We start from the raw sequence: 17,808 nt of genomic DNA on the forward strand, positions 1-17,808 counted from the left end.
TCTTGTTTCCGTGTCTCTGGCTCAGAACGGTGCGAATCCGTCGTTCAGGGTTGGTGGTACTGTCCAACGTTCTTTTGCAGGGATGGCATCTTGCGCTCCGCCGACACGGGGCACCTGACTACGATCGCCATACAGCCACAGAACAATGTTTGACCGTTCGCCTTTGGTGATGGGCATGGATTCATGGGGCACGCTGCCATGGTGGATCAACGCGGTTCCAGGAGCAAAGCTCAGCTCCGCTACCTGACGGGTTTTCGGGTCGAAGAACCTTACGCCAGAGCCGGAAAAATCTTCACCGGGAAGGTTTAGGTTAAGATTCAACGTCACAGACGACGCATCCGTATGAGCGCGCAGGGAGGTGTCCGCATCCGCTTGCCACTGGGTCGAGAAACCGAAGGTCTGGGTGTCATAGCCAATTATGTCAGGGAACAAGAGCCGCGATATGGGACGCATGTACACGTTCATCAGATCGCGGTAGAAGGCCTGAAAGCTCGGCGCGGCGATGTACCCTTCTGAGCGGCTGTCCAACATCGCGCCCCCACGGTTAAGCGAAATCCCGTAAGGGGGGCGCAGGGGAATATCCGCGTCGGCGACGTTCGCAAAGTAGTCGCGTAGAGCCGACAGCCGATCTGGATCAAAGAACTGCGCCTCATAGACGTTCGGAAAAACCTCTTTCCACAGCTCTTTAACCGCTATCTCCTTGCCAGGATCTTTCCACGCTTGCTCAACGGCATCACGCAACTTCGGATCATAAAGGCTTCTATCCAAGATAGGCCTTTGATCATCTCTGCCATCCCACTCCTTCCACGCATCCTGGAAGAGGTCTTTGTTTTGCTCCCAAAAATGTTGGACGGTTGGTGCCCGTTGCAGCATCTCTTGTCGGGTGGGCCGCTGAACCGAGCGGGCGCGTGCAAGTGAATTTTGTGCCATTGTTTCTTCTATCTTCGTGATTGTTACGCAGGCATTAGCCCTGCGCCTATCTGTGCAGCAGGTTAAGGCCAATTGGCGGGGCTGCGTTTGGGGGCTAAAGTTGCAGGAACTTCCCCGAATTTCGTCGGAAACCCCCAGCAAGAATTTGTGATTAATGAATTTCTTGCACATCCATGACCAAGTTATTCCAGTTGCGCTGGTTTTCCATGCTATGCTCCAGCCCTTGCTCATCAGCGATGGCAAAGCGTTTAATGGCAGGTGTTTTACTGGTTGTTTGATACAGCCAATAGGCTTCGGCTTTCAGAGCCTCATTAATCGGCTTGTCGATCGATTCATAAACCATTTGCTTGCACGCGTTGATCGATTCCGCTGGAAATTTGGCAATGCGATTGGCTAGCGCATTGATGTACTCGTCGATCTCATCGACCTCAAACGCTTTGTTGATCGTGCCCATGGCTTCGGCTTCATCAGCGCTGAAATCGCGGGCACTCAGGATGATCTCCAAGGCGCGGCCCAAACCAGTTTGACGGGCCATGCGGGACGCACCTCCGCCGCACGGCAGAATGCCCATTCCAACCTCCATCTGCATAAATTTGTATTTTCCCCGCACAGCGAAGCGCATGTCGAGAGCAAGTGCCAACTCGTGTCCACCGCCTCGTGCAAAACCTTCAAGCTTGGCAATTGTCGCCTGAGGCACCTTACTGATGCGCTCGCACACAGATTGCAGATCAAGCAGTTTGGCCTCTTCGCGCGACACCTCCTCGGTGGACATGTCCTTTAGCAGTTCAGTGTCATAGTGGCAGACCCAGATTTCGGGGTTGGCGGATTGGAAAATCACGACCTTTGTTTCGCGATCGCGTTCAAGCCGCATGGCAAGACTATTGAGGTCGGCGAGCATTTCTTGGCCTTGCACATTCACCGTGCCGAAATCAAACGTTACGGTTGCAATTGCGTTTTCGACTTTGACGTCAAATGTCGTGAAATTCTCATATTTCATCAGACTGCCTTTCTTGCTTCCGCACAGAATTCTCTGGCGGATTAACTGGGTTTCGGTATTTAAGTGAGGCTAAAGCCCGAAGTCAGGCGAACCTTTATGGGTTCAGTGCTGTTGGGTCAGAACACCCTTGATGCCCTGCATCACATCGGCACATAGAGCAGTATCAAGTGCCGCTGCATGTGGCTGTGCGAACTGCCCTTTGTCGTTATCAAAATACTTGCCGCTGGCCTTTGCAAACGCCTCCCCTAACGCAGCTTCACGCAGGATATTCGCTCCAATGGACAGATCGTTGCCAGCAAGCCCAAAGCCTTCTTTTACCATCTTAGACGCCAGCAAAGAACCAGGATTGACCGCGATGATCGAAGGGCCATCTGGCTGCTCTTTCGCCATTTCACGCGACCAGATCGTGAGGGCCAGTTTGCTTTGTGCATAAGCTTCCATATCATCCAGTTGCTTGCGCCCAAACAAAGCATCCAGATCAATCGGGGCTTGCGCTGCCGAGGACAGGTTCACGACACGCCCGTCTTTCGCGATGATCGGCATAAGATCCTGCGTTAGCGCATAGGGGGCAAATGTGTTCACCATAAACCTGATATCATAGCCTTCTTCGGTTACGGTGATCGGGGCCTTTAGGATACCTGCGTTGTTGATTACTACATCGATTTGACTGTGCTTTTTGCGAATATCGTCAGCCAGTGCATGCACACCAGCCATAGTAGACAGGTCGGCTATGTATTGCTCAGCCGTCCCCCCGACAGTTTTCGCCGCGGCCGCCAGCTTGGCAGCATTACGACCATGAAGCAGAATCGTGTGCCCCTCAGCAGCAAGGGTTTGAGCAGTAAGAAGCCCAATACCGTCGGTGGAACCTGTGATAAGAATTGTCTTGGTCATTTGGTGCTCTTTCTATGTAGATCCCAGCTTGGGGAATTAGGCCGCGTATCGGACCAAAGTTCGGCTTTCGATGCTGCGCCGGGCCGTGTGAATGTTTGGCTCCTCAATCATGTCCAAAGCACTGTGGGCGACTGAAGGCAGGCCGCGATTGTCGAAGATGTTGAAGAACGCGACCTCATCCGGCGTCATTTTGGACATATAAAGCCATTCATGATCAGGGCTCGCCGCGACTCCCATGATTTGCCCTTTGCGGTCCGGATAAATCAGGTCGAGTAAAACCCAATCCTGTTCTGCAACACTGGATGGACGGATAAACCCCAAAGGTGCTGAATTGATCGTCGCGCCGATGGGCCGCCACACGTTGATAAAGGCATAGTGCCCCTTGGACCACTCGGTGGCTTTGTCTTCACCCAGAATGTCGGTCAAGCGTTGCTTGGCCCCATCAATGCTGTAATCGCTATGGACGTTGCGGGCCGGTGCGCGATCTGCGTTTGGGTCATCCATACGCACCGTATGGTCAAAGATGATAACCTCCTGTGCGCCGATTTCGGCAGTCAGAAAATCGGACAATTCATTGTCGTAGTCATGCTGCCACTCATTTCCCACATCAAAGGAATGAACATCAGTTGGGGAAGTTGTGAAGCCAACAGAGTTACCTTCGAACGACATTTCTGCCTTAGGCATACGCAAGTCACGAACCGCCACCTGCATCGGCACGAGTTCGGGTGAAATCAGGTTGCCGACAATCCCGCCAGCATCTAGCTCAAATGCTTGCCGTTCAGGCTTGTGGACGTGGTAATTTACGGTTGCTATCTGGGCCATCGGATACTCCTGCGTTCGTCTTGCTATCAAAAATATCACTTCCATTAGCTATATAAAGTAGCTATTTTTGATTTCAGTATTCCGAAAAAGTAAATGGTATGGACACCCAAACTCTTCGCCTTTTTGTTCTCGCGTGCGAGACACTGAATATCAGCGCGGCAGGCCGCACGCTCGGCATGGCACCAGCCGTCGCGAGTACACGTATCGCGAAGTTAGAGCGTCTTGTCGGCGCTGATTTGCTACACCGATCAACCCGCAAAGTGTCGATGTCCTTAGAAGGTCAAGACTTTCTGCCATATGCGCGCGAAATGATTGCTCAGGAAGAAGCAGCTCTTGCTGCCCTTGGCAAAGGCCGCACAAAGATTAGCGGAACACTACGCTTTGCAGCGCCCAGCACCTTTGCTCAGCTCTACATCGCGCCGCTGCTGCCGATATTTATGGATAAATATCCAGAACTTCGGCTAGATTTGCATCTATCAGACTCGCAGTTTGATCTTATCGAAGGCAGTTTCGACCTTGCGCTCCGAAACTCGGTTCTTGCAGATAGCAGCCTCACCGCACGCAAACTGGCTGATGATACGCGCATCCTGTGCGCTGCGCCGGCCTATCTTGAACGCTATGGATCCCCCGGTAATCCAGACGATCTGGCAAAACATCGTTTGATTGCATTCAATGATGCTGAACCAAGGACGCTGGTATCAAGCGATGGCACAAAGGCGTTGTTCGAACCCAAGCGTGCAGCACATTGCCTGATCTTGAACGATGGGCTGACCCAGAAATTAACGACGCTCGACGGCGCAGGTATTTCAATCAATTCACTCTGGGCGGTGCAAACAGAAATTGGGAACGGAACGTTGACGCATGTTTTGCCCGACTATGAGTTAATAAACAAACCGGCGCTTTGGCTGATCTACCCAAAAAGCAATGTTGTCTCTGCCAAAGTCCGCGTGTTTATGGATTTCCTAATAGATCACTTAGGGCGTGCAAATGTAGCACCTAAAGAACCCTGATCAGCAATTTTACGCGACTGGCGGGTTTCGCAATTTGGAGCTTTGGCAGACATTTATCATGAGATGGGTAAATGTCGACGAAGAGCCTGTAGCTGTCTTCAACGTGAGGTGGGTTTGATGCTATCAACCAGCTGATCTTTTTGAAGGGCGGCAAAGCATGGTTAATAGCCTTTGCAAATTGTTGGCTCTGAATAATAGAACCGAACTTTCTATCGAACATTCGAGATATAGACTTGGTTGAAAGGATGCCCCTTCAATCACGTCGGCAGGTTGAAACCTAACAAAGTGTCAGCTACGCGCCAAAATGAGCGGTCATGCGGTACACATTTTTGGTGTCAGCAGCATCGGATCGCGAATGTAAACGCGCCTTGCCCTTATTACTTTAAGACGTCTCTCTCTGTGGGCGTGAAGCCTAGATCACCCGGGGACCACGGCCCTGCAGCATAGAAGCCTGATATCGCTATGGCCTGAATTCAGGAAGTTGAGCCAGGATAACTGATCGAACGCGGAATGAACCAATCCTATTTGGATATGCATTTTTCGTGTATGTTTACTCCCAGCTCGGCCTAGGAGTGTTCGATTCCGGGCAGGTTGAGTTTGTGGTTTTGGTATTTTCTTTGGCTTTTCAGCAGAATTTCCTGACGATTGGCCCATTACAAGTCAACATATTTTGGAGGTCTTCATGCCCAACCTTTCTGAAAGCAAATTCGAAATTCTTCTGGAAGCTATGCTGCAGAATGTCGATCTGTTTAGTCCTGTCAGCTTTGCCAATGAAGGGGACGAAGGCAATGAGGACAATGAAGGCAACGAGAATGACGAGGGCAACGAAGGCAATGAAATCTCGGCCTCGGCCTTTGATGACGATCACAACGAAGGCAACGAAGGCAACGAGGGCAACGAGGGCATAGCCGACCAGGAAGATGACGAGGGCGACGAAGCCGACGAAGGCAACGAAGGTCAAGAAGGCGACGAGGGCAACGAAGACGACGAAGGCAACGAGGGCGACGAAGGCGACGAAGGCGACGAAAACGACGAAAACGATGAGGATGATGAGGCGGATGAGGACAACGAATTCGACGAAGACAACGAAGATCAGCGCGCATTAGAAGATGAAAACGGGAATTTGGTTCGTCTTGAAGAGGCGGATGAAAATGATGAGCATGATGAAGGCGATGAGGACGGAACTGACAATATCGGTGGCCAAACTTACCTTCTAGACGAAAACAACGAAGACAACGAATACGACGAAGGCAACGAAGGCAACGAAGGTGATGAGGACAACGAAAGCAATGAAGGGGATGAAGACACAGAAGGAGATGAAGGCGATGAAAAGCTGCTCAATTTCTTCGATGAAGACAATGAAGACGACGAAGGCGATGAGAACAACGAGGACAACGAAGACAACGAAAATGATGAAGGGGATGAAGGCAACGAAGGCAACGAAAACAACGAGAACGATGAGTTCGATGAAGGAAATGAGAATGATGGCGCTGGAGATCGCTTTCAGGAGGCCGATGAGGGAGATGAATTCGACGAGGGGGATGAAGACACGGACATAGACAATCTCGGACAGGAAGCTGACGAAGGTGACGAGGGAGATGAAGGCGACGAGGATGACGAGGGCGATGAAAACGACGAGGGCGACGAGGGCGACGAAGGAAATGAGGCGCAAGCCAACGACGAAGGTGATGAGGGTGACGAAGGCGACGAATTGACCGACGGTGACGAAGGCAACGAAGGCAACGAACGCGACGAAGACAACGAGGGCAACGAAGGTAACGAAGGCAACGAAGACAACGAGGGCAACGAAGACAACGAGGGCAATGAAGACAACGAGGGCAATGAAAGCAACGAAGGTAACGAGACTGACGAAGATAACGAGGGCAACGAAGAAGACGAAGGCAACGAAGACAATGAAGGCAACGAAGGCAATGAAGGCCGTGAAGGCAACGAAGGAGATGAAGGCAACGAAGGTAACGAAGGAGACGAAGGCAACGAAAGCAATGAGGGTAACGAAGGTGGCGTAGACAACGAAGGCGACGAAGGCGACGAAAACGACGAGGGCAGCGAGCACGACGAAGGCGACGAGAATAACGAAGGTGACGAAGGCAACGAGGACAATGAGAACAACGAAGAAGATGAAGGCGACGAGGATGACGAGGGCGATGAAGACAACGAAGATGACGAAGAAGATGAAAACGACGAGGACGACGAGGGCGATGAAGGTGACGAATTCCATGAACCGGATCGACCATCACTGAACGATGAAGGTGACGAAGGAAACGAGGACGACGAGGGTGACGAGGATGCCAATGCTCTGCTCGATGATGAAGGGGACGAAGGCGATGAGGGGGACGAGGACGACGATGGCAACGAAGGCGACGAAGATGACAACCTCGCCGACTCCGGTAACGAAGATAATGAAGGCGACGAGCTGTACGAACCCGACAATGGCGACGAAGGCGACGAGCATGACGAAGGTGACGAGCACGACGAAGACGACGAGGATGATGAGGGCGATGAAGGTGATGAGGGCAATGAAGATGATGAAGATGATGAGGGTGACGAAGGCGTATAGGTGGAAGGCCGGTTGTTCCCACCCAATGGCACGGAAATGTCTTTGATCTCTGCTGGCGAACAGAGCTCTGAAGACATGTATGCGTCTTGATCATCGTTTAGGGGCTGTGCATCGAATTTCCAATATGCGCAGCCCGCAGGCCGTAAAAATCGTGACGACAATTTGATTTGCGGAACCGAACAACTCCGATATGTGGCCGGGAAATCATTGGCAAAAAGCACCGATGAATACTGAGGTTAATGACAGTCTGGGATTTGCAGAAATCGCGCTTTCTAGCCGTCAATGAATGCCGACTTTGGGCGTGGTGAAGCACGTAGAACAGCAGAAATCAAAGCGTCTAGAGCCTAAGGAATCCGGTTGTTTCGAGCCTGATTTGACGCGTCCGCTTGATTTGGGCGGAATTGTTTAAAGTCCATTTCCTTAATCAAAGATGGCCAGCGGATTGACGTCGAACATGGCGCAGAACGTCATCACCTGATCGCCGTGTATCGGTACGCCGTTAGACAGCCAGCCATAGAGCGCCGTGCGCCTGCGTTGCCTTGGAAACTCTGGATGCGATGCGGCGTGGTCTTCCCAGTCAGCCGAAAGCTATCCCAGCCCGCCAAACCTGAAGTTCACCAGAGTTTTTCTCGCCTGTTTTCGAAGAAAATTCGCAATGTGGTCAGGTTTCGCAGGTGCGGAGCACGGTGACAATAAGCGCGCAATGTGCTCTCTTTCAATATGTCTTATTGTGGCGGGGTATTTTTGGTGGAAAAGATTGATCGGCGGATTCTTCCCGATGAAAACTCTCAGAGTATTAGCTTGCCATTTGACATATCAAGTACTTCAAACGCAGACGGAAGCAATAATAATAGAGTTCAGGTTATTAGTAGTCCCATAAGCCCAGATGCAACGCATAGCGGAAAGTATAATTGGGACTTCGCATTTGATGGTATAACCATCACATCCATCTTACCAAATCAGGTTTCCACAGCAGAGTATTTTTGGTCAGAAGCGGAAGGGAGCGCTCTTGGGGATGGTATCACGCTCGGTCATACTGTCGATGGTGGGTTCTTCTATAGTACGTATGCGCATTTTCAGGCAGGTAGTGTCACTGTTTCTGACAGTAATCCCTTCGATAACAACTATCAAACTGTCGAAGGTGAAGCTTTAGGCGTTTCTGGTGATACAGGTTTTGGTAGCGGTCCGCATCTTCATCTCCAGATAACACCGCTATTCGATAATCGAGAAGAATTGAGAGCTAACAATCCACTGGTCATTGGCGGTTCCTTTGGTGCGAGCGTAGCGTCACCCGTGAAGTTTGATACGGCGCTTGGCGTTGTCCTTGATGGCGTTGTGTCAATTCAGAACATTGACTTATCGACGGATACGTCAGCCCTGAGAACCCCTGGTGGAAAAATAGTCGATGCGAACATATTCCTCATTTCCGATGATGCCATCGACGCAACAGGGAATGATGATGAGAATATCCTTTCTGGAAACTCAGGCAATAACGTCATTGCTGGTCTTGGTGGCGCCGATGCAATCTGGGGCGGCCAGGGCAACGATGAGATCTACGGCGAGGGTGGCAATACCGACACTGACAACGATACGGTCTCGCCCGGCGACACGATTTTCGGCGGCGGCGGTATTGATACGATCTATGGAGGTTCGCAGGGCGACTGGATTCACGGCGACAGCGGAGAGTATCGGCTTTGGCTCATGCAGGCCAGTTCCTCTGATCGCAGCTACGGCTTGTTACATCTGTCTACCTTCGACGACGGTGTCGTAATTGGTGGACCGGTCGACTTCCGATACGAAAGTCCACTAACCGCGGTCGCTGATTTAGGTGACGATCTTCGGGGTGACTCGGGCAACGATACAATTTTTGGCGGGGCCGGGAATGACACCATTTATGGCGGCACGGGTAACGACATAATCTTCGGCGGTGGGGATAATGACATCCTGTTCGGAGAACAGGGCGACGACACTCTTATTGGCGGAAGCGGCAACGATACCGCCGTCGTTGCGGAAATTGACGCCGAAGGAAACAACGCGTTCCTCGTACAACTGACCGGCGACGGTGGTGTCCGTCTCACCCACCAGGTACTGAATGGAACGACCGTGGGAGCCGGTTCAGATGGGTCTGATGTATTGTACGAAGTGGAAAGAGTGCGCTTCGGTGCAAACGGCGAAGAGTTCACAATCGAACAGGTCACAGCGGCGGGGTACCTTTATAAAGGGGATACATTTATTGAAGCGAATGGCAGGCTATCGCTTGGAAACCTAGACCGAGGCATTATCGTTACCAATCTCGCCGTGTTGTCAGGTAGCCGAGGTGACTACTTGTTTTCGGAGACTACCGATGGCGTAAACGTTCAACGGCTAACCGGGGTAGGCGCAGGCGAAACCTTTGAACTTATTGATACCGAGTACGTTCAGCTGGCGGGAATGCAGGTTGTCCGGTTCGACAAAATTTTGTCGCCAATTCCTGCACCAGAAGACGACCACAGCGACACGCGTGGCACAGCAACCCCTATCTCCGACCTCGATGGCACAGTGGTTCACGGCGAAATCGAAGTGTCGGGTGACGAGGATTATTTCACGTTCAGTACGCAGGCCGGTCGGACCTATGGCGTCGTTGTCACTCCCGATGGAAGCGCGGTCGACCCGGAAATAAGGGTCTACAATTCTTCGGGTCAGCTCGTAGCCTCGAACGACGATTTCAACGGTGTAAGCAGCGCTGCCACCTCATTCACAAGCTCGGGAGGAACATACTACGTCAAAGTCGCTGGCGAGGATGGATCAACGGGCGACTACGGGCTCGGCGTCGCGTTACTCACAGATGGATCGGGGGACGATGCGCCAGGAGATGCGCCAGAACCTGACGCGGATCTGGATGTGGATACCGGGCGCAGCGTTACCCACGAAGGGGATAACGGAGAAGATACCTGGCTCTTTAGCAGTTCTTCCTCGACCGAAGTGTTCATAGATGCGCGTGGAGGGGATGATCGCGTGGTCACGGGCCGCCGCGACGACATCGTTTTTGGCGGCGACGGAGAAGATGACATCGAAACAAATGGAGGCAACGACACGGTTAGCGGCGGCGATGATGATGACACTATCGACGGCGGTTCCGGCGACGATGGCCTTGTCGGTGGCGATGGCGACGACAGTATCGAAGGTGGTTCAGGTCATGACATCCTGGTCGGTGAGAGGGGCAAAGACACCCTGAAGGGCGATACCGGTGATGATGTCATCTCAGGCGGTGAAGGCGATGATCGGTTGGATGGCGAAGATGGCGACGATGGGGTCCTGGGAGGGGATGGAGACGATAACATCGATGGCGGTGATGGCGATGACGTTCTCTATGGACAAGACGATGAAGACGATATCGACGGAGAAGATGGCGATGATCGCCTTTATGGTGGGAACGGGCGCGATGACTTGAATGGCGGCGAAGGCAATGATCTCCTGGATGGTGGCGATGGCGACGACATACTTCTGGGTGGAGCGGGTAATGATCGGTTGAAAGGCGGAAGGGATGACGATCTTATTCGGCCAGGTCAGGGCGACGATGATGTAGATGGTGACGGCGGACACGACACTTTAAGCTACGAGCAGACTGATGGTGGGTCTGTGATTGATATGAACACAGAAACAGCCCGCGGGCCGGAAGTCGGTTTGGATACGTTTGACAGCATTGACGATGTAATTGGGACGCGCGGGCGGGATCTGATCCTGGGGGACGGCCAAGACAACTACATTGATGGAATACACGACCGCGACACCATTTCGGGCGGCGGCGGAGACGACTCCCTAGACGGGGGATCCAGCTCCGACACCGTGTTTTATTCAGGAAACCGGCGTGACTATGCGATTACTGTGTCGACAATCGCCGGCTACGACTTTCAGGTCGTTGATCTGCGGGGAGGATCCCCGGACGGAACTGACCAGGTCAATTCATTCAGTTTCTTTCAATTCGCCGACATCACGATCCGCGATGATGACGTTTTGTCGTCGGCGCCTCTGGCTGTGTCAGACAGGTTTGAGTTTTCCTCAATTGGACCCAAAGTGCTGGATGTCTTGGCCAATGATGCCGACCCCGACGGAAATCCGCTTTCAATTATTGAGGTTTCTGAAATCCCCATGGATACGTCGGTTTACACTGTCGGTGAAAGTATCGTTATTGATCTCCAAAATGCCATCAGCTTTGGCGAAATACGAGCGTTCAGCTTCTCCTATTCAATTTCTGACCAAACTGGTTGGTTTTCGGAAGCTGATGTAACGGTTTCAATAGATTTAAGAAATGTCTTTCCTACGATCGAAGGCAGCTCTGGCCACGAACAACTTACTGGTACAGGTTTAAGAGAGATCTTAATGGGTCTCGCCGGCAATGACACGCTGCTAGGCGGCGGAGGTGCTGACGAGCTTGATGGTGGTTCCGGCTTTGACCTCGCAAGCTATGAAGGCGCTGGTGAGCGTGTAAACCTCGATCTGCGGACGCGAGGTACAGCAGGCGATGCTGCTGGTGATACATTCATTTCGATCGAAGGCGTCATAGCGTCTGATCACGACGACTATGTTTACGGCAATAGCGCAGACAACTTCATCTTTGGTGATCAGGGTCATGATCGGTTGCGCGGAGATGGCGGTGACGACACTCTCGAAGGCGGCTCCGGGCGCGACGATATTCACGGAGGTTCTGGTGGCGATACGGCTTCTTTCGCCACGGCCGGATCCGGCGTGACAGCGAATTTGACCAGTGGCGTCGGGACGCGGGGCAACGCCAATGGCGACACCTACACGTCGGTCGAGAACCTGTTGGGGTCAGAGCATGAGGATCTTCTAACAGGGTCTTCAGGCAACAATCTGATCGAGGGCGGGCGCGGCAACGACACGCTGCGGGGCTCAGCCGGCGATGACACGCTTGAGGGTGGGATTGGCGCTGATGTGATCCACGGCGGATCTGGCACTGATACGGCGAGCTTTACCACAGCTGGATCTGGGGTGACCGCGAACCTTACGAGTGGGGTAGGGACGCGGGGCAATGCGAACGGCGATACCTATCACTTTATCGAGAATTTTCTAGGTTCGACTTACGGCGACGTGTTGACTGGATCGGCTGACAACAACCTGAGCGAAGGCGGCCGCGGCAACGACACACTGCGCGGCTCGGCGGGCAACGATACGCTTGAGGGGGGCATCGGCGGCGATGAACTCCACGGTGGTTCCGGTGTGGATCTGGCCTCCTTTGTGACCGCTGGATCTGGGGTGACCGCGAACCTTACCAGTGGGGTAGGGACGCGGGGCAATGCGAACGGCGATACCTATCACTTTATTGAGAATTTTCTGGGTTCGACTTACGGCGACGTGTTGACTGGATCGGCTGACAACAACTTGATCGAAGGCGGCCGCGGCAACGACACACTGCGCGGCTCGGCGGGCAACGATACGCTTGAGGGGGGCATCGGCGGCGATGAACTCCACGGTGGGTCCGGTGTGGATCTGGCCTCCTTTGTGACCGCTGGGTCCGGGGTGACCGCGAACCTGACCAGTGGCCACGGCTCGCGCGGCAATGCGAACGGGGACACCTATATTGCGATTGAAAACCTGCTGGGGTCAGAGCACGCGGACTTATTGACAGGGTCTTCGGGCAACAACGTGATCGAAGGCGGGCGTGGCAACGATACGCTGCGTGGGTCGGCAGGCAATGACCGACTAGAGGGCGGCATCGCGGGTGATGAGGTCAACGGTGGGTCAGGCACGGATTCAGCCGCCTTTGCAACTGCAGGGGCTGGAGTGACGGTGAACCTCACGGCCGGTGTGGGCACACGTGGAAATGCCAACGGTGACACCTACATTTCGATTGAGAACGTCATCGGTTCGAACCACGACGATATCATCACCGGCTCTTCGGCACGCAATATTTTAGTAGGCGGGCGTGGAGACGATCTGCTGCGCGGTTCAGCGGGTAATGACGTGATGCGGGGCGGCTTGGGAAATGACACGCTGAACGGCGGCTCTGGTGCGGATGAGTTCCGGTTTGATACAGCGCTGAATGTCGGCACAAACCTAGACACGATCGAGAACTATTCCCTCTCTCATGACCGGATCAGCCTCGATGATCGCGTGTTTGCTGCCATCGGTTCCAGCCTGTCATCCAGCGAATTCCGCATTGGATCATCGGCCCAGGACGGTAACGACTATGTCATCTACAATTCCACAACCGGGGCTCTTTATTATGACGAAGACGGGGCCGGTGCTGCTGCGCAGGTTCAGTTCGCTACTCTGACTGTGGGCATAGCCCTGACTGTATCAGAGTTCGATATTGTGTGAGGGTGGATCAAATACAAAAAATTGCTGTTTCGCCACCTCTTTCAAATTTGATAGATACAGAAAGCTTTTGCTAGCAGTCGCTCCCGGCTAATGCGACGTATGTAAATGCGGGAATGCTTGCACGTGTTCGGTTCACCGCTACGACTGCGCGATGCCATAAACGCGCTTTTATCAAATCAAATACTTGTTGGTTTATGTTCGGGATGTGCAGCCAGAATTCGATTCTGGTCACGATTCACATGGTGCGTGTTGGCTCAAACTTGATCAGCATGGATTGGCGAAAATTCGAACAAATTTGGCAACTTTGAGCAACCAAAAATCAATAGAATACATAATTGGTTGGTGTAGCTAAAGATAAAGGTTCTTATGAAATTGCTTGCAGCATTTACGCTTGGGTTAGAAGCCCTCATGACCGCATGTGGGACTACAGTATCCACTTAATAATACGCTTCGAAGGATGGCATCAGTTTGAGGTATAGTGCGTGGGATACTGTGCCCACGTTAACAGCACAAGCGCTTGATTTGGCCGTCGAACACTGCGCAAAGTACGCTAACTACAAAGGTGGAAATTCGGTTACCGCACTTGTAAGTGCTGAAAGGATTCATCAGTTCGCATGTGAAGTGAATAAAGCCGACGACAGTGTGGTATTGGCGGCACAATCTTTGAGACCCGCATACTTTCCGGTGGTTGCACCTTCTCCAACAACAAATACAAATTGCACGACGGTGGGCTATTTGACCAACTGCGTTACATATTAATCGGCGTTTCTCGGGTGGATGACATGAAAGACTCAGCCGTCGATTTGCCAGTAGCAGGATGTCCCTGTTTGTACCCGGATTGGCCACATTGAAGCATGCGTTCGTAGGGACATGGGTGATAAAGCACATGTCTGATTTAACCCTGTGCCTGAAGTATCAGCCGGTTTCTGGTATCCGTAACTGGTCTTCAATGCAAAGAGCATCCGTTCCCACTGACAGGCAATTTCGCGGCGCTGCGTAAGTCGTCTGGCTCGGTTGTAGACCCGATACACACCTTAGGCCGATTGGGTTGAACAGTGTTTCAGCATCCGATCAATGTCTTCTTCGCTATTCTTGGCCCCTGCCAAATGAGTGGCAAAGCTGCGCCGGTTATCGTGCAACCGGAATGACAGAGAAACGCCAGCCCGACGAAACCAGCACTGTTTGCAATGGGCCCTGTTCGCATTTTGAAGCCGTGACGGGCAAAGGTTGACGGAGATTGCCCACTTGGTCCAAGGCGACGATATGGGCCGTTTCTATCTTGTTGGTGGGCAAATGCATATCGACACCTTGCATCCGTTAAACGTGGAAACTCATCGCGTCCCTGTGCTGTTGTCCACTCAAGATCAAGAGCTACCAATAGGAGGTCTAGTGAACATCTTCTTTGTATGCGGTCACACGATACGACACCCGCAATTGTTCCAGTGATAAGACGGTGTCACGCGGGTTTTCTTTGCCGGGCATAAGAGTCGGATGCAGATCGGTGTGACCTTGTGCCAGTTGTCCAGCGCCTCAGGGCATTCGTCAGGTCAACATTGGACAGGTCTCGCATTTCAGAATATGAGTGAGTTCCAAGTACCCTGCAAAGCTGGGCGTTTCGCTCTGCACACGTCCTGATTGGGTCTAGGTGCTGGTCATTATTGGCCGCGTGGCCGCGTCGATACGCATGGAGCTTCTTTGGAAATTCGTGGACGTATCGTGCGTTAGAATGTCACGACGATTTAAGTTAGCCCAATCAATGGCTTGTGACTTGGAGGCGAGTACGAGAATCGAACTCGTGTACACGGATTTGCAATCCGCTGCGTCACCACTCCGCCAACTCGCCTTCTCTAGCAATTTCAATAACTTGCTGTGGTGTGCGCGGGTTTTATCAGTAATCGCTTAGGGCGTCTAGATGTAGTTTTCAATTTATTCGCTCGAAGCTGGGTGTAGGCGTAATTGGCGATTTTTGGGCCTAGAGAGCAAGGCGCGACGCAGGGCGTAAAGTCACGTATTGGGGCGTTGCTGGTTGCGAACAGATGTGGCAAAAGTGCTATAACCAACTGATAGATGAGTTTAGCTATGACAGATTTCGCGGCCCGGCGTCGATTGATGGTGGATACACAAATCAGGCCTTCAGATGTGACGAAATTCCCGATCATAGAAGCAATGCTTTCGATTGAGCGAGAGAAGTTTGTTCCGGATGCAATGCGCGAAGCCGCTTATGTTGGTGATCTGGTGGATTTGGGGCAAGGGCGATGCCTTTTGGAGCCTCGGACTCTGGCAAAGATGTTTGATGCGCTTAATGTCACCAATACTGAGTTGGTACTCGATATCGGCGCTACCTACGGGTATTCGACCGCGGTCGCGGCGCGGATGGCCGAACTGGTCGTGGCAGTCGAAGAAGATGATGCAATGGCCGATGAGGCGCAGGCTCTATTGATGGAGAATGGTGTCGACAATGCCGTTGTCCACAAGGGACCTTTGGTTGGCGGAGCTGAAGAACACGGTCCTTATGATGTGATCTTGATTCAGGGTGGCGTAGAAGACGTTCCGGCGGCCCTTCTTGAGCAACTCAAAGAGGGGGGGCGCATCGCTTGTATATTTATGGACGAAGATCTCGGAACTGTCCGGATTGGCTACAAGTCGGCTGATCGGGTTTCTTGGCGGTTTGAGTTCAATGCTGGTGCACCGGTGTTGCCTGGATTTGCAAAGCAGCCTGTATTCTCGCTGTAGCGGTAACAATACCATATTGGGCTTGTAAAAAGGCGAGGCGTCCTTGCCTTATGTGTTGCAAACGCGCATTTTGAGCGGGAACACACATTAAGATTGTGAGACACGTGATGCGCAGAGCAGTTAAGAGTAGATTTTCCAGGACAATTCTAGCCGCGATGGGAATTGCGGTTTTTGGTATGATGCCTCGAGTGGCAGCCGCTGATAATCTGGCTGATGCTTTGATCGGCGCCTATAATACCAGCGGGTTGTTAGAGCAAAATAGGGCGCTGTTGCGTGCCGCAGATGAAGATGTAGCCATTTCAGTTGCCGCGCTCCGACCGATTATCGACTGGACTGCACGGGTTCAGCGGAACTTAGTCGAAAACCGAACCGGCGGGTTGGTATCCGATAGCCAGACGTCGACTTTTTTCACAGGCATTTCGCTTCAACAGTTGCTATATGATGGTGGCGCCAGCCAGCTTGCTAAGAGTGCAGCCCAAGAAACAGTTTTGGCGACACGGCAAAGCCTTTTGCAGGTCGAACAGTCGGTCCTGTTCACAGCGGTTTCTGCTTACATGAATGTGCTGCTTCAGGAAGAGAATGTGGTGCTGCGTCAGAACAACGTGCGGGTGCTGGGAGAAGAACTCCGTGCGTCGCAAGATCGCTTTGAAGTTGGTGAAGTGACGCGAACTGATGTTGCCTTGTCCGAATCTCGGCTGGCCGGAGCGCGTGCAAATCTAGCGGATGCACAAGGCGCTTTGATCACAGCGCGCGCTGTGTATGTGAATGCTGTAGGGAACGAGCCTGGTAAAATCGCTGGACAACCTAGGTTGCCACAACGACCCGCTTCGATCGACGCAGCTGTCGCCTTTGGGGTGCGCAATCACCCGAGTATCCTTGCTGCGCAACATCAGGTCAAAGCTGCTGATCTTACCGTTGAGCGGACACGAAAATCGCTAGGGCCCAACGTTACCTTGCGCGCTGACATCGGACTTACCAATACTTACGGGAACTCAAACTACAACGATACCGCCAGCGCCGGCGTACTGTTTACGCAGCCGGTTTATGCGGGGGGGCGCCTTGCGGCGACGGTACGGCGCAGTATGGCTACTCGGGATTCGATCAAAGCCAATTTGTTGAATGTCAACAAAGACGTGATTCAAGCGATAAACGAAGCCTATGTTCGCTTTGAAACAGCCGGTGCAAGCCTGACAGCATCGAACGAACGTGTACGGGCCGCTCAGGTTGCATTCGACGGGATTCGTGAAGAGGCTACATTGGGTGCACGGACCACGTTGGACGTCTTGACCGCAGAGCAAGAATTGCTGGATGCGCAAACGGCACAGATCAGTGCCCGTGCGGAACGCTCTTTGGCGGCGTATCAGCTGTTGTCTTCGCAGGGGCTTTTGACAGCTGAACGTTTGGGGCTCGCTGTTCAGATTTACGATCCGACACTTTACTACAACCTGGTAAAGGGGGCTCCGGCTAAGGTGTCCAAGCAGAGCAAAGATCTGGACCGTGTCTTAGAAGCCCTAGGTAAGAAATGAGAA

At 52.6% G+C, this 17,808-nt stretch carries 9 protein-coding genes and 1 tRNA gene; 5 read left to right on the forward strand and 5 right to left on the reverse strand.

Annotation, left to right across the window (positions count from 1 at the left end; translation table 11 throughout):
- Positions 1-21 precede the first annotated feature (21 nt).
- From ABWV33_RS01465 to ABWV33_RS01480, 4 genes are all read right to left on the reverse strand, one after another.
- Complete coding sequence (locus tag ABWV33_RS01465; protein WP_353328794.1) at positions 22-930, reverse strand: 2OG-Fe(II) oxygenase family protein; 909 nt, start codon at positions 928-930, stop codon at positions 22-24.
- Positions 931-1,081: 151 nt separating this feature from the next.
- On the reverse strand, positions 1,082-1,927 hold the full coding sequence (locus ABWV33_RS01470) for an enoyl-CoA hydratase/isomerase family protein (RefSeq protein ID WP_353328796.1): 846 nt from the start codon (positions 1,925-1,927) through the stop codon (positions 1,082-1,084).
- A gap of 102 nt (positions 1,928-2,029) precedes the next feature.
- A complete protein-coding gene (locus tag ABWV33_RS01475; protein ID WP_353328797.1) occupies positions 2,030-2,818 on the reverse strand; it encodes an SDR family NAD(P)-dependent oxidoreductase in 789 nt (262 codons plus the stop codon).
- A 36-nt stretch (positions 2,819-2,854) separates the two neighbouring features.
- Positions 2,855-3,640: a CmcJ/NvfI family oxidoreductase gene (locus ABWV33_RS01480; RefSeq protein WP_353328799.1), complete on the reverse strand. Its 786-nt coding sequence runs from the start codon at positions 3,638-3,640 to the stop codon at positions 2,855-2,857.
- Between the two features lie 98 nt (positions 3,641-3,738).
- Here ABWV33_RS01480 and ABWV33_RS01485 point away from each other — a divergent pair, with 98 nt between their 5' ends.
- The 3 genes from ABWV33_RS01485 to ABWV33_RS01495 all read left to right on the forward strand — a co-directional run bounded on the left by ABWV33_RS01485 (position 3,739) and on the right by ABWV33_RS01495 (position 13,546).
- The gene (locus tag ABWV33_RS01485) at positions 3,739-4,650 is read left to right on the forward strand and encodes a LysR family transcriptional regulator (RefSeq protein WP_353328801.1); all 912 of its coding nucleotides are present in this window, start codon (positions 3,739-3,741) and stop codon (positions 4,648-4,650) included.
- A 682-nt stretch (positions 4,651-5,332) separates the two neighbouring features.
- Positions 5,333-7,228 carry a hypothetical protein gene (locus tag ABWV33_RS01490; protein WP_353328803.1) on the forward strand — a complete coding sequence of 632 codons (1,896 nt, stop codon included), beginning with the start codon at positions 5,333-5,335 and terminating at the stop codon, positions 7,226-7,228.
- Positions 7,229-8,521: 1,293 nt separating this feature from the next.
- The gene (locus tag ABWV33_RS01495; RefSeq protein WP_353328805.1) at positions 8,522-13,546 is read left to right on the forward strand and encodes a beta strand repeat-containing protein; all 5,025 of its coding nucleotides are present in this window, start codon (positions 8,522-8,524) and stop codon (positions 13,544-13,546) included.
- A gap of 1,769 nt (positions 13,547-15,315) precedes the next feature.
- Here the strand turns inward: ABWV33_RS01495 and ABWV33_RS01500 are convergent.
- Positions 15,316-15,389 (reverse strand) — tRNA-Cys (locus tag ABWV33_RS01500).
- A gap of 236 nt (positions 15,390-15,625) precedes the next feature.
- On the opposite strand from ABWV33_RS01500, the gene ABWV33_RS01505 reads away from it, so the two are divergent.
- Both ABWV33_RS01505 and ABWV33_RS01510 read left to right on the forward strand, forming a co-directional pair.
- Positions 15,626-16,279: a protein-L-isoaspartate O-methyltransferase family protein gene (locus ABWV33_RS01505; RefSeq protein ID WP_353328807.1), complete on the forward strand. Its 654-nt coding sequence runs from the start codon at positions 15,626-15,628 to the stop codon at positions 16,277-16,279.
- Between the two features lie 107 nt (positions 16,280-16,386).
- Positions 16,387-17,805 carry a TolC family outer membrane protein gene (locus ABWV33_RS01510; protein ID WP_502930888.1) on the forward strand — a complete coding sequence of 473 codons (1,419 nt, stop codon included), beginning with the start codon at positions 16,387-16,389 and terminating at the stop codon, positions 17,803-17,805.
- The last annotated feature ends 3 nt before the right edge of the window (positions 17,806-17,808 follow it).

This window comes from Phaeobacter sp. NW0010-22, from assembly GCF_040365955.1.
In the GTDB taxonomy this organism is placed as follows: Bacteria; Pseudomonadota; Alphaproteobacteria; order Rhodobacterales; family Rhodobacteraceae; genus OMPR01.

Coding starts and splice junctions, on each gene's coding strand:
- ABWV33_RS01465 (WP_353328794.1), bottom strand. CDS start 930: ATGGCACAAAATTCACTTGCACGCGCCCGCTCGGTTCAGCGGCCCACC.
- ABWV33_RS01470 (WP_353328796.1), bottom strand. CDS start 1,927: ATGAAATATGAGAATTTCACGACATTTGACGTCAAAGTCGAAAACGCA.
- ABWV33_RS01475 (WP_353328797.1), bottom strand. CDS start 2,818: ATGACCAAGACAATTCTTATCACAGGTTCCACCGACGGTATTGGGCTT.
- ABWV33_RS01480 (WP_353328799.1), bottom strand. CDS start 3,640: ATGGCCCAGATAGCAACCGTAAATTACCACGTCCACAAGCCTGAACGG.
- ABWV33_RS01485 (WP_353328801.1), top strand. CDS start 3,739: ATGGACACCCAAACTCTTCGCCTTTTTGTTCTCGCGTGCGAGACACTG.
- ABWV33_RS01490 (WP_353328803.1), top strand. CDS start 5,333: ATGCCCAACCTTTCTGAAAGCAAATTCGAAATTCTTCTGGAAGCTATG.
- ABWV33_RS01505 (WP_353328807.1), top strand. CDS start 15,626: ATGACAGATTTCGCGGCCCGGCGTCGATTGATGGTGGATACACAAATC.
- ABWV33_RS01510 (WP_502930888.1), top strand. CDS start 16,387: ATGCGCAGAGCAGTTAAGAGTAGATTTTCCAGGACAATTCTAGCCGCG.